9 protein-coding genes are annotated in these 13142 nt (G+C 62.3%); all 9 read left to right on the forward strand.

The features are described 5' to 3' along the window. The first annotated feature begins 453 nt into the window (after positions 1-453). The 9 genes from pheS (at position 454) to ACUVTA_RS05815 (ending at position 13099) form a co-directional block, all read left to right on the forward strand. The gene (gene pheS / locus ACUVTA_RS05775; protein ID WP_445952027.1) at positions 454-1449 is read left to right on the forward strand and encodes a phenylalanine--tRNA ligase subunit alpha; all 996 of its coding nucleotides are present in this window, start codon (positions 454-456) and stop codon (positions 1447-1449) included. A 33-nt stretch (positions 1450-1482) separates the two neighbouring features. Beyond that, on the forward strand, positions 1483-3879 hold the full coding sequence (pheT, locus tag ACUVTA_RS05780; protein ID WP_445952019.1) for a phenylalanine--tRNA ligase subunit beta: 2397 nt from the start codon (positions 1483-1485) through the stop codon (positions 3877-3879). Positions 3880-3938: 59 nt separating this feature from the next. Then, on the forward strand, positions 3939-4217 hold the full coding sequence (locus ACUVTA_RS05785) for a cell division protein ZapA (RefSeq protein WP_445952020.1): 279 nt from the start codon (positions 3939-3941) through the stop codon (positions 4215-4217). Positions 4218-4381: 164 nt separating this feature from the next. Beyond that, the gene (locus ACUVTA_RS05790) at positions 4382-5335 is read left to right on the forward strand and encodes an NGG1p interacting factor NIF3 (RefSeq protein WP_445952021.1); all 954 of its coding nucleotides are present in this window, start codon (positions 4382-4384) and stop codon (positions 5333-5335) included. Beyond that, on the forward strand, positions 5332-7848 hold the full coding sequence (locus ACUVTA_RS05795) for a DUF3656 domain-containing U32 family peptidase (RefSeq protein ID WP_445952022.1): 2517 nt from the start codon (positions 5332-5334) through the stop codon (positions 7846-7848). Before ACUVTA_RS05790 ends, ACUVTA_RS05795 begins: the two co-directional genes overlap by 4 nt. 52 nt (positions 7849-7900) lie before the next feature. Then, complete coding sequence (locus ACUVTA_RS05800; protein ID WP_445952023.1) at positions 7901-10234, forward strand: endonuclease MutS2; 2334 nt, start codon at positions 7901-7903, stop codon at positions 10232-10234. A gap of 82 nt (positions 10235-10316) precedes the next feature. Further along, positions 10317-11162 carry a damage-control phosphatase ARMT1 family protein gene (locus ACUVTA_RS05805; protein WP_445952024.1) on the forward strand — a complete coding sequence of 282 codons (846 nt, stop codon included), beginning with the start codon at positions 10317-10319 and terminating at the stop codon, positions 11160-11162. Between the two features lie 12 nt (positions 11163-11174). After that, a complete protein-coding gene (locus tag ACUVTA_RS05810) occupies positions 11175-11930 on the forward strand; it encodes an ABC transporter ATP-binding protein (RefSeq protein ID WP_445952025.1) in 756 nt (251 codons plus the stop codon). 23 nt (positions 11931-11953) lie between these two features. Then, positions 11954-13099 (forward strand): SufB/SufD family protein, encoded by a 1146-nt coding sequence (locus ACUVTA_RS05815; protein ID WP_445952026.1) that lies wholly within the window; start codon positions 11954-11956, stop codon positions 13097-13099. Positions 13100-13142 lie beyond the last annotated feature (43 nt).

A 13142-nucleotide genomic window follows, 5' to 3' on the forward strand; every position in this document is an offset into this window, starting at 1 on the left:
AAAAATTTTGGCAGCAAGGCCTTCCTTGTTTTCGGGACGGCCGTATGTTATAATTTGAGCGAGGGGCTCCAAAAAGTCTTCGAAAGGTTGTGAGCCGATGTTCTGGACCGCCGAGTTTTTTTGGAGACTCTTTGAAAGGACGGGATCGATCCGCGCTTACGTTTTATACCGGAGGCTTGCAGTCCACTGAGGTGTTGCGGTAAGGAAACGGCAGAAGACCAACTGGTAAGGTTTCGTCCTGTAGAAGGAGCGCAAGATAGTGAGGCTCTTGCCCATTTTTGCGGGCAAGGGCTTTTTTGTTTTACAAATGAGGCCGTTAAAGCTAAAATTATGTAAGATGCCTTTTGATTGCCTTCTGGGGAAAAGCGCCTTTTGACCGCCTGCGGCGAAAGTTCGGGCGGCGGGCGCCAGGTAGGAGGGTTGGCAGTGCTCGGGGAGTTAGAAAAGATTGGGATGGAGGCTAAGCGGGCGGTGGCCGCGGCGGAGAGCCTGGAGGAAATCGAAGCGGTTAGGGTGCGCTTTCTGGGACGCAGGGGCAAGCTGACGCAGATCCTGCGCCGTATGGGAGCTTTACCGGCTGTTGAGAGGCCGGCTATCGGCCAGCAGGCTAACAAAATCAAGGAAGAGCTCGAGGAGGCGCTCGCCGCGCGGGCGGCGGTCCTGCGGGAGAAAGAGTTGCTCCGGCGTCTCGAGGCGGAAGCGGTGGACGTTACCCTGCCGGGGCGTCCGGTGCTTTTGGGGTCCCGGCACCCGCTCAACATTGTCCGCGAAGAGATTGAAGCGATCTTTTTAGGTCTTGGTTTCAGTATCGTTCAGGGACCCGAGGTCGAGCTCGACTATTACAACTTCGAGGCGTTGAACCTGCCCAAGGACCACCCGGCCCGCGACATGCAGGACACCTTCTTCATCAGCGAGGAGGTCCTCCTGCGCACCCACACTTCGCCGGTGCAGGTGCGGACGCTCGAGCGGCTTGCACCACAGCTTCCGGTCAAAATCATCGCCCCCGGAAAGGTTTACCGCCGGGACGACGACGCCACCCACTCGCCGATGTTTCACCAGGTTGAAGGGCTTGCCGTGGATACGAAGATCCGCTTCAGCGACCTGAAAGGGGTGCTGCTTACCTTTGCCCGGGAGATGTTCGGGCCCCAGACGCGGTTGCGGCTCCGCCCGAGCTATTTCCCTTTCACCGAACCGAGTGCGGAGGTGGATATTTCCTGCGTGATTTGCGGCGGTGAGGGTTGCCGCCTCTGTAAGCATACCGGGTGGCTGGAGATCCTCGGGGCGGGGATGGTTCACCCGCGGGTGCTGGCCGTTTCGGGCTACGACCCGGAGCAATGCCGAGGCTTCGCTTTTGGGATGGGCATCGAGCGTATTGCGATGCTGAAGTACGGCATCAACGATATCCGGCTCTTTTTCGATAACGACCTGCGGTTCTTAACCCAATTTTAATTCCGACCATATTTGGCCAAGGGAGGCAGTTTCGTGCGGGTACCTGTCAACTGGCTGAAGGAGTTCGTCGCAATCCCGGTCGCCCCGGAAGAGCTGGCCGACCGTTTGACGGCGGCCGGAATCCCGGTGGATACTGTAACGCGGGTGGGAGAAGCGCTAAGAGGAATCGTGACGGCACGGATCCGCGAAGTGCGCCGCCACCCGAATGCCGACCGGCTCAGCATCTGCGAGGTTGAGCACGGCGGGGCCGTCTGCGAGGTGGTTACGGGCGCCCCGAATGTCTTCCCCGGCGCGGTGGTTCCCCTGGCACTGCCTGGCGCCCGGCTGGCCGACGGCACCGTTTTGAAGAAGGCCCGCTTTCGCGGCGTGACCTCCGAGGGGATGCTCTGTTCGGAAGCGGAATTAGGGTTGGAGGAACGTTCGGCGGGAATCATGATCCTGCCGCCGGGAACGCCGGTGGGCCAGGATATCTGCCATTTGTTGGGGTTGCCGGAGACGGTTTTGGAGCTGGATCTCACGCCGAACCGGGGCGACTGCCTTTCGGTCTTTGGCGTGGCGCGGGAAGTAGCGGCAATTTTAGACACAGAACTCCAATCTCCTCCGGTCCTCTCTGCCGCGGGTGACGCGGCGGCCGACTATATCAGCGTGGAGATTGTGGACCCGGCGCTCTGCGGGCGCTACGCGGCCCGGGTTTTCAGCGAAGTGTGTATCGGCCCTTCACCGCTTTGGATGCAGGTGCGGCTGCGCCTGGCCGGGATGCGGCCGATCAACAACGTGGTAGACCTTACTAACTACGTCATGCTCGAGCTCGGGCAGCCGCTACACGCTTTTGACTACGAGACGCTGCGCGGCAGGAAGATCATCGTCCGTCCGGCGGCGCCCGGCGAGGAACTCGTCTCGCTTGATGGGGTAAAGCGGGAACTTACGCCGGAAGACCTGGTAATCGCCGATGCCGAGCGGGCGGTGGCCATTGCCGGCGTGATGGGTGGGCTGGATACAGAAGTGACTGCCGCTACGAAAACGGTTCTATTAGAGGCGGCCAACTTTAACCCGCGCAGCATCAGGCGGACCTCCCGTAGGCTCGGGCTCCGTTCGGAAGCTTCCCTGCGCTTTGAGAAGGGCGTCGATATCGAAGGCCCGGTCCGGGCGGCGGACCGGATGGCCTTACTAATAGAAAAAATCGGGGCGGGCCGGGCGGTTCCCGGGGTGGTGGATAACTATCCGGCGCCGCCTGAGCCGCGTACGGTGGTCGTCCGGCCAGAAAAGATAGCGGCGGTCCTGGGAGTGGCGGTACCGCAGGAAGAGGCGCTGGCCGGTCTTGGCCGCCTCGGTTTCGGGATTCGCGCGAACGGGTCCCAGTGGGTCGTTTCCGTGCCGAGCTTCCGTCCCGACGTGGCGCTCGAGGAAGATATTGTCGAAGAAGTCGCCCGGCTTTACGGCTACGACCGGATCCCGCCGACGCTGCCCTGCGGGGCGACGACCCCAGGAGTGCGGCCGCCGGAAGAGGCTTTTGTGCAGCGGCTGCGCCACCTTCTTTGCGGCTTGGGGTTGAGCGAGGTGATTAGCTACAGCTTCATCCACCCCGCCTCTTTTGACCGGTTGCGCTTGGCGCCTGACGATCCCCTTCGCCGGGTCATCACGCTCAAGAACCCGATTAGCGAGGAGCAGTCGGTGCTGCGCACCACGCTTCTCCCGGGGCTTTTGGCGGTGCTGGCCCGGAATCTGGCGCGGCGGGTGGACGACGTGGCCATTTTCGAAGTGGGGCGGGTCTTTTACCCGCAGGGCGCGGCGGCGCTGCCAGAAGAACGGCTCAAACTCGGACTGGCGGTTACGGGAAAGGAGCCGCGCGGCTGGGAATTTCCACCGCGGGAGTTCGACTTCTTTTTCCTGAAGGGCGTCGCTGCTGCTCTTTTTAAGGGGCTAGGGATTGCGGATCAGGTGTTCGAGCCGCTCAAAGACCACCCGTCACTTCATCCGGGGCGCGCGGCACGTGTTCTGGCCGGCGGCGAACCACTCGGCTTTATGGGCGAAATCCACCCGGAGGTTGCCAGAGCTTACGACCTCCCCCGGCGGGTGGTGGTCGCGGAATTCGATGTCGTGGCCCTGAGGGCGGCGCAGCGGCCGGTGGTTTTCGCCGAATTGCCGCGTTTTCCGGGAGTTGTGCGGGACATTGCGGTTATCGTTCCCGAACACCTGCCAGCGGCGAGGTTGGCGGCGACAATTAAGGCGGCGGGGGGGGGCCTTTTGCGCAGCGTCCAGGTTTTTGATGTTTATCAGGGGCCGAAGCTGCCTCCGGGAACGAAAAGTATCGCCTTCTCCCTGCTCTTCCGGGCGGATGACCGCACCCTCACGGATGAGGAAGTGACCGGGCTCGTCGGTCTGGTGGTGGAACGGTTGCAGGAAGAGTTTGGCGCGGTTCTCCGTTCCTGATGCAGGAATTTGAACCAATGTGGCGAAAATCTGCGTAACGCCACATTGGAGGGAAGGATATGCCGGAAAAGGAGAACCGGGTGGAAGTCGAAATCGCCGGCGAGCCTTATGTCCTAAGAAGTGATGCCCCTCCGGAACACATTGAGCGGGTGGCGCGCTTCGTCAGCCAGAAGATCAAGGAGGCCCGGATACGGAACGCACGGGTGCCGCTTACCAAGGCCGTGGTGGCGGCAGCGCTTAATATCGCGGACGAGTATCTCCGGCTCAAGGACGAGTATGATAATTTAGTGAAACTGATCGAGAGCGAAGAGAGAACCCGGAAGATGAGCGGCCGGTAAGGATTAAGAGGTTGGGCGCGAATCTTAGAAGCACGAGCTTCAGGATAAAATAGCTTTAGTAGCGGCAGACCGGGAGGCAGGCAGGAGAGTCCTTGCGGCGGGGCCGGTTGCCGGTTCGCCAGGTCGCGCCTTCCGGCGCCAAGTAACTTAAGGGGGTAAAGTCGGTGAAGATCAAAGAGATTTATGCGCTTGCCGTAGAGATGGGGATCAGCCGCGATCCGCGGGGCGAGGAAGCGGTCCGGGCCCTTTTAGCTAAGGAGCGGGAACGCTACGAGGAACTCAAGGAGGACGAGAAAGAGGATTACGATCTGGAGAAACTGACCAATCCTTACAGCGATACCCGCATCCTTTACGGCGATCCAGAAAAAGAGGTGCGGCGGGTCCTGGTCGGGATCGACGTGGAGGTTCAGGAGGTGCTCTTAGCTGACCGGCTCGCGGCGAAAGGTAAGCCGGTCGATCTGATCATCGCGCACCACCCTGAGGGGCGGGCGCTGGCGGCGCTTTACGAAGTGATGCACCTCCAGGAAGACGTGCTCGCCTACTTCGGGGTCCCCATCAACGTGGCGGAAGGGATAATGGCTTCGCGGATCAGCGAAGTGAAGCGGGGGCTGATGCCGCTCAACCACTTCCGGGCGATAGATGCGGCGCGGCTGCTTGACCTGCCGCTGATGTGCGTCCATACCGCTGCCGACAACCTGGTAACCAACTACCTGCAGCGCCTTTTTGACGAACGGAAACCGGAGCGGCTCAGCGACGTGGTCAAGGTACTGAAGGAGATCCCGGAGTACAAAACGGCGGCGAAGCAGGGTGCCGGCCCGACAATTGTGGTGGGGGAGAAAGACCGGCGCGCCGGTAAGATTTTCGTCGATATGACCGGGGGGACGAGTGGCTCGCCGGAGGCCTACGCCAAGCTACAGGTGGCAGGTGTCGGTACCGTCGTGGGTATGCACATTAAGGAGGAGCACCGCAAAGAAGCAGAGAAAAACAACATTAACGTGGTGATTGCCGGCCACATGGCCAGTGATTCGCTCGGGATGAACCTTTTCCTTGATGCGCTTGCCAGGCAGGGCATCGAGATTATCACTACTTCCGGGTTAATTCGGGTGGCCAGAGTGTGAAGCGGGTTCCGGAACTTCTGGCTCCTGCGGGCGACTGGGACGCCCTGGTGGCGGCGATCCAGAATGGCGCCGATGCGGTTTACCTGGGGGGAAAGGGTTTCAACGCCCGGCGGCAGGCGCCTAATTTCACCACGCGGGCGCTCACCGCAGCTATCGAGTACGCCCACGTTCGCGGGGTGAAGGTTTACGTAACGGTTAACACCATTATCGCGGACGAAGAAATGGAGGAGGCGGCACGCTTCCTCCGCTTCGTCTATGAGGCCGGCGCTGATGCCGTGATTGTTCAGGATCTCGGCCTTTTGCGCCTTGCCCGCATGGTTTTGCCGGAACTCCCCCTGCACGCGAGCACGCAGATGACCGTGCATAACACGGCCGGGGCGCTTCTGGTGGGGGAGGCGGGGGTCCGCCGTATCGTTCTGGCGCGGGAACTCTCCCTGCGGGAGATTGAAGCTTTTAAAAAGGGGACCGGCCTCGAGGTGGAAGTTTTCGTCCACGGGGCCCTCTGCATCTGCTACTCCGGCCAGTGCCTGATGTCGAGCCTGATCGGGGGCCGAAGTGGCAACCGCGGGATGTGCGCGCAACCCTGCCGCCTTCCTTACACCCTCTGCGATTCAGGCGGGCGGGCGGTGGCTCAGCCGGAAGAAATAGGTGCGTTTCTCCTCTCCCCGCGCGACCTCAATCTGAGCCACCACCTGCCTGCGCTGGCGGCAGCGGGGGTAGACGCGCTGAAGATTGAGGGCCGGATAAAGCGGGCGGAGTACGTGGCAACGGTTGTGCGCATCTACCGGCGGCTGCTCGACAGGCTGGCGGCAGGGCGCTTTTTCGTCCTCCCGGAGGAAACCCTTACGCTTGCTCAGATCTTCAACCGGGGCTTTTCCTCGGGCTACCTCTTCGGCCGGCCCGGGCGGGATCTTATGAGTTACCGCCGGCCGAACAACCGCGGCGTTCCCGTAGGGAGGGTGCTCGACTACGACCGGCGCCGAAAGATCGCCACCATCAAACTCAACCTACCGCTTCGGGTGGGCGACGGGCTCGAGTTCTGGGTGTCTGAAGGGGGTCGTGTCGGCGCCGAAGTCCGGCGCCTTCTCGTTGAGGGCGGGGAGGTAGAGGCTGCTGCGGCGGGGGCGGTGGTAAAGGTGGCCGCGGAAGGCAAGATCAGGCCGGGGGACCGGGTCTTCAAAACGGCCGATGCGGCGCTGCTGCGGGAGGCGCAGGCGAGCTTCAACGGCCGGGAATTCAGGAAAATCCCGGTTGTCTTTCGGGTACACCTCCGGGAAGGTGAGCCGCTGCGCGTTACGGTGGCGGATGCGGCGGGGCATAGCGGGGCGGCTGCAACGCAAAGCCTCGCGGTGAGGGCAGAGAAGCGACCGCTGACTCTGGAGCTGCTGCGGGAGCAACTGGGCCGGCTCGGTAATACGCCCTTTGAGTTAGTGGCGCTCGCGGGGGAGGTCGGTGAGGGCCTCTTCATTCCCGTAAGCGAGATTAACATGGTCCGGCGGGAGGCCATCGCCGCCTTGGCGCAGGTGCGGGCGCGCCGTCCCCAGCCTCTCGATGAAGGGCTTTTCGCCGCGCGGCTTAAAGACGCTGTCTGTGCGCCCAATTCCGGCGCTCGTGACGCCGCAGTTTACCTGGCGGTGAGCTGCGGGACGCCGGCAGCGGTCAAGGCGGCTGTCGCCGCCGGGGCCGACCGAATTTACTTCGGTGGGGAGGAGTTCCGGTTCCGGGCGGCTGATGGTGCCGACAGTGCGGGGCTCGCGGCGGTTGCGGACTACGTGCGGGCGCAAGGCCGGGGGTTCTTTCTCCTGACGCCGCGTGTGGCTAAGGATGCGGAGCTGGCGGCGACACTCGCTTTTTGCCAGCAAGCGCCTGCGGGGGTTCTCAGCGGGGTGGTGGCCGGTAACCTCGGCCTGCTCAGGGCGCTGATAGAGGCGGTCCGGGTGCCCGTCTGGGCCGACTACTACCTGAACGTTTTCAACCTGCAGGCGGTAACCTTTCTTCAGGAGCGAGGGGCGCAGGGCGCGGTCCTCTCACCGGAGCTAACGCTCCGCCAGGTAGAGGCGATTGCCGGGCGGAGCCCGCTGCCGCTGGAGGTTCTCGTCCACGGTCGCCTTCCCCTGATGGTTTCGGAATATTGCGTGGTGGGGGCGGTTTTAGGAGGAATGGGGGCGAACCGGGCCTGTAACGTTCCCTGCCGCGGGCGGCGCTTTGCGCTGCGCGACCGCCTGGGCGTGCTTTTCCCGGTCTATCCGGATACCGCCTGCCGGATGCACATCTTTAATAGCCAGGAACTGGTGATGCTCCGGTTCCTGCCGGCGCTGGTGCGTGCGGGCGTAGCGGGGCTCCGTATCGAGGCCCGCCTGGAAGACGCCGCCTATGTGTCTCGCGTCACGCGGGCTTACCGGCAGGCGCTCGACGCGACGCTCGGGGGCTACCCCCAGGCTTATGAAAAACTAGAGGAGGAGCTGGCCGGCGGCGATTTTACGCGGGGCCACTATTTCCGCGGTGTCGTTTGAGATAGGGAGCCAGGCTGGGGTTGCAGACGCCGGCAGTTGGGAGTGTAAGAATTTGGACGAGCGGGTTTTGCGCCGCCTTGAGTTCGACCTGGTTCGGGAGCATCTGGCGCGGCTAACGGAGAGTCCCATTGGCCGCGAGCTGGCCGCGGGCCTAACTCCCGCAACCGAGATTGAAGTTGTTAGGCGGCGGCTATCGGAAACGGCCGAAGCCAGGGAGCTTTTACGCCTGGAGCCTGGTTTTTCGGCTGGCGGCTGGTACGACATCCGCGCGGCGCTGCGGCGTGCGCTGCAGGGCGGCCTTCTGGAGGCGGCGGAACTCTATCAGGTGGGTGAGAACCTGGCCGCCATCCGGCGTGTAAAGGCTTTTTTCCGGGAGCGGGGGGCGAAATACCACGTTCTCGGGCGGCTGTGCGGGAGGTTACCCCTTTTCCCGGAGCTGGAAGAGGAACTGAAAAAGGCGCTCCGGCCTCCGGGCGAAGTAGCCGACGGGGCGTCGGCGCGCTTGGCCGAGATCCGCCGCCGGATCGAAAGGCTGCGGGTGGAGATTAAAGAAATCCTGGAAAAATTTATCCGTTCCCCCGCGTGGCAGAAGTACCTTCAGGAGCCGATAATTACCATCCGGGAAGGGCGCTATGTGCTACCGGTCAGGGTCGAACACCGAGACAAGATAAAAGGTCTGATCCACGATCAATCGGCCAGCGGGGCGACCCTCTTTATCGAACCGCTGGCCGTGGTGGAGAAGGGGAATGAGGTCCGCCGGTTAAAAGCCGCCGAGCAACGCGAAATCGAAAGGATTCTGGCCGAGCTCACCCGGGCGGTGGGGGCGGTAGCCGGGGAACTTCTGACCGCGACCGAAACCCTCGGCCGCCTCGACTTCATCCTGGCGAAGGGGCGCTATAGTACAAGCCTCGACGCCGTAACGCCGGTACTCCTACCGGTTCCCGAGATTAACCTCCGGCGGGCCCGGCACCCGCTTCTCGGGACAAAGGCGGTGCCCATAGACGTACGCCTCGGGCGGGATTTCGATATCCTGATTATTACGGGGCCGAATACCGGAGGGAAAACCGTGGCGCTCAAAACCGTCGGCCTCTGCGTTCTGATGGCCCAGGCCGGGCTGGAGATCCCGGCGGCAGAAGGGACTGAAATCGGCCTTTTTGCCAAAGTTTTTGTCGACATCGGCGACGAGCAGAGCATCACCGCGAGCCTGAGCACTTTTTCCTCCCACATCCATAACCTCGCTGCTATTCTCCGGGAAGCGGATGAGCGTTCTCTGGTGCTGCTAGACGAACTGGGAGCCGGAACCGATCCCCGGGAAGGCGCTGCGCTTGCCTGCGCCATTCTCGAGGAGCTGGCGCGGCGCAACGTCCGCACCATTGCCACCACCCACAGCGGCGAGTTGAAAGAGTTTGCCGCCGGGCGTCCCCGCGTGGCGAACGCTTCGGTGGATTTTGATCCGGAAACCCTATCCCCGACCTACCGTCTGGTCATTGGGCAGCCGGGCCGTTCGAACGCCTTCGAGATCGCCGCGGGGCTCGGCCTTCCCGCCCGGTTAATTGCGCGGGCGAAGGAATTTTTGGGTCCCGAAGAGCGGCGGGTGCGGGAGCTGACGCAGGAACTCGAGCGGGTGCGGCGCAGCGCGGAAAGGGATGCCACTGCCGCCGCCCGTCTCAAGGAGGAGGCGCTGGCACTCAAGGCCACCTACGAAGAAAAGATGCGGGAGTTGGCGGTACGCAAGGAAAAGTTGTTGGCGGAAGCCCGCGAACAGGCCACAGCCTTAGTGCGGGCAGCGCGGCGCGAGGCGGAGGAGATCGTTCGGGAACTCAGGGGGAAACTGCGCGAAGAGGAGCGGCGGGAACAGGAGAAGGCAGTTCAGGCGGCGCGGGAGCGCTTGCGCCGGTTAACGGCGCGTTACGAGGAGGCGGCGCCGGAACTGCCGGAAGAGGCTGCGCCAGGGGTTTTGACCGTGGGAGCGGCGGTTTACATCCCGCGTTTCGGGCAGGAGGGGACGGTCGTCGGTGTTTCGCCGCAAGGCGTGACCGTGCAGGTCGGCTCTTTCCGCGTCGAGCTTCCGCCTGGGGCCGTGCGGCCGGTATCCCGGCGGCAGCCCGCTGGCGGCGTCCGCTTGGCGAGCGCGGCGGTTGCCGCCAGTCCCACCATTGACCTCCGGGGGCAGCGGGTTGAGGAGGCCCTGATAAACCTCGAGCGCCACCTCGATGCGGCGCTTCTGGCCGGACTGGGCCGCGTGGAGATCATCCACGGCCACGGCACCGGTGCGCTGCGGGCCGCCGTTCGGGAGCACCTCTCCCACCATCCTAGGGTGCGCTCGTTCCGGCCCGGCGGGCCGGGTGAAGGCGGCCCGGGCGTAACGGTGGCGGAGCTGGCCTGAGTTTTCCAGATGGTCCCGCTTTTCGCAAAATTCTTAACGCGGCCGCCCGAAACGAAGTATAATATTGGCGTGGTGGAAAAGAATGCGCGCGGTAGAAGAATGCTACGCCTGTCTTGACCGGTTAATAGTTACCACGGCCACCCTGGCTACAGACGTGCCGGAGCTCCGGGAAAAAGCGCTGGCCGCGGGCCGAGCGGTCCTTGAAGCCGAGTTCTCGCGGGACAAGATTCCGGCCCAGATCGCGGCAGCGGTCCAGCGGGTGGTTAGGGAAACCGCTGCGAACCCGGACCCGTTCAAAAAGGTCAAAGAGGGGGAACTTGCCCTATCAGCGCGAGTGGTTGGCGAGGTTTCTCCTTCCGTGAATGATGACTGGACGAGCCTTTTTCGGCTGGCCGCTTTGGGAAACAGCATCGATTTTTTTCGGGACCTGGCGACGGTTGCCGCGGAGATGAAGATGCCGGTGGAGTTTTACATCGATGAAATACCGGCGTTTCTCAAGCGGTTAGCGGGGGCGCGCTGCCTCCTTTTCTTGACAGACAACGCCGGCGAGTGTTACTTTGATCTCCCTCTTTTCCGGCGTCTGGCCGTGGCGGTGGAAGAGGCGGTCTACGTCGTGAAAGGGGCGCCGGTGCAAAACGACCTCACCCTGGCCGACCTGGAAGCGAGCAGGCTCCGGGAGGCCTTTGGCCGGGTAGAAACCACCGGCACCGATTCACCGGGGCTCGACCTCGAAGCCGCTTCACCGGCCTTCAGGGCGCTTTACGAGCGGGCAGACTTGATTTTAGCGAAAGGGATGGGATATTTCGAGAGTTTTTCGGAGATGAATGACGGGAGGGTTTTTCACTTGTTGAAGGCCAAATGCCGCCCTGTGGCGGCGGCGCTCCGGGTGCCGCAGGGCAGCTTTGTGGCGGCTTTTAGTCGCGCGTAGGAGGGGTAAAGGATGCTAAAGATAGAAGGCCTGACCGTTGCCATCGGTGACCGCACGGTCCTGGTGGATATCAACCTGGAGATCAAACCGGGGGAAACACACGTTCTTTTTGGCCCTAACGGTTCCGGCAAATCGACGCTGCTCGGAACGATTATGGGCTTTCCGCGCTACCGGGTGGTTGAGGGCCGGATCTTCTTTCGCGGCGAGGACGTGACCGCGTTGCCGGTCAACGAACGGGCAAAGCGCGGGATAGGGATCGCCTTTCAGCGGCCGCCAACGCTTCGGGGGGTCCTGTTGCGCAACATCATCCGGATCGCGGCCCGGCACGATGTTTCGGTCGAAACCCTTGCCCAGAGCTTGGATTTAACGGATTTTCTTGACCGGGAGGTCAACCATGGCTTCTCGGGCGGGGAACTGAAGCGCTCGGAGCTGATCCAGTTGCTGGCTCAGAATCCCGACCTGGTACTGCTGGATGAGCCCGAGTCGGGCGTCGACTTGGAAAATATGGCTTTAATCGGTACGGCGATTAACCGGCTTCTGGAAAAAGAGGTTGCGCCGCGGGACAAACGTTCCCTACGGGAAATCCGGATAGGCCGGACCAAGTCGGGACTCATCATCACCCATACGGGATACATTCTCAACTACGTGGAAGCGGATGTCGGACACGTGCTTTATAAGGGCCGCCTCTCGTGCAGCGGTAACCCGCGGGAGCTCTTCAGCTGCATCAAGCGGGTCGGCTACGGCGAGTGCGTCCGTTGTGTCCTTTAAAGAGGCCGGAGGGATGGGAAGCGATGGCGAAGAAAGAGGAAGTTTTTGTTCAGGAAGCGGAAGCGCACCCTTATATCGAAGATTTGACCCTTCTGCCCACAGCGGAGAAGGAGCGCCTTTTGCATACCGGGCTCGATGTGACTGGTGCGGGGCGGTCCGGGACCTTTATGCAGCTCGACCACTCCGTCGTCCACTGCCGCAGCGACCAGGAAGGCGTGGAGGTGCTTGGTATTCAGGAGGCGGCGACGCGCTACCCGTGGGTTGAGGGTTATATAGGACGGTTGATTCCCCTCCTGCCGGAGGAGCGACGGTCGGGACAGCCGCTCAGCGGCTTCTTCGTCCGGGTCCTGCCGGGGGTAAAGGCCCGCTACCCTGTTCAGGCGGGGATGTACATCGGACATGAGGGTCTGGCGCAGAAGGTGCGCAACCTTATCATCGTGGAGGAGGGGGCGAGCCTGGACGTGATCGCCGGTTGCGCGACCGGCGCTTTCGTCCACCGAGGTCTTCACGTAGGGATAACCGAGATTTACGTAAAAAAAGGTGGCAAGCTTACCTCCACCATGATCCATAACTGGGGCCGGGACGTGGTTGTCCGCCCGCGCGGTGCTACCCTGGCGGAAGAAGACGCCGTTTTCCTCTCCAACTATATCTGTCTGAGCGGGGTTAAAGATATCTTAATGAATCCCTTTACGCGCCTCGTGGGGCGGAACAGCGTTGCCCGTTATAACACCATTCTCATCGCCCCGCCTGGGACAAAGATGGATATCGGTTCCCGGGTTTTCTTAAGTGCGCCGGGAACCAGAGCCGAGCTTGTCTCCCGCACTATAACCACCGGGGGGGAGATTATTAGCCGGGGTTACATCGCGGGTGAGGTGGCCGGGGTGCGGGGGCATCTCGAATGCCGGGGATTGATGCTTTCGGAATCCGGCCGAATCTACGCGGTTCCTGAGCTTGACGCCCGGGTAGCCAACGTGGAGCTTTCCCACGAAGCGGCAGTGGGCAAAGTGGCGCAGGAGGAGATTGAATACTTGATGGCCCGCGGTCTCGACGAAGACGAGGCTACGGCGACAATTGTCCGGGGCTTTTTAAACGTCCGCATCGAAGGATTGCCGCCCGTGCTGCAGGAGGAGATCGACCGGGCCATCGCCGAAAGCCGGTTCGGGATTTAGCACCTGTTGTGTTCGGCGGTATAAAATAGCAGGGCTTCAAACC

The sequence above is a fragment of the Thermodesulfitimonas sp. genome (assembly GCF_052743955.1).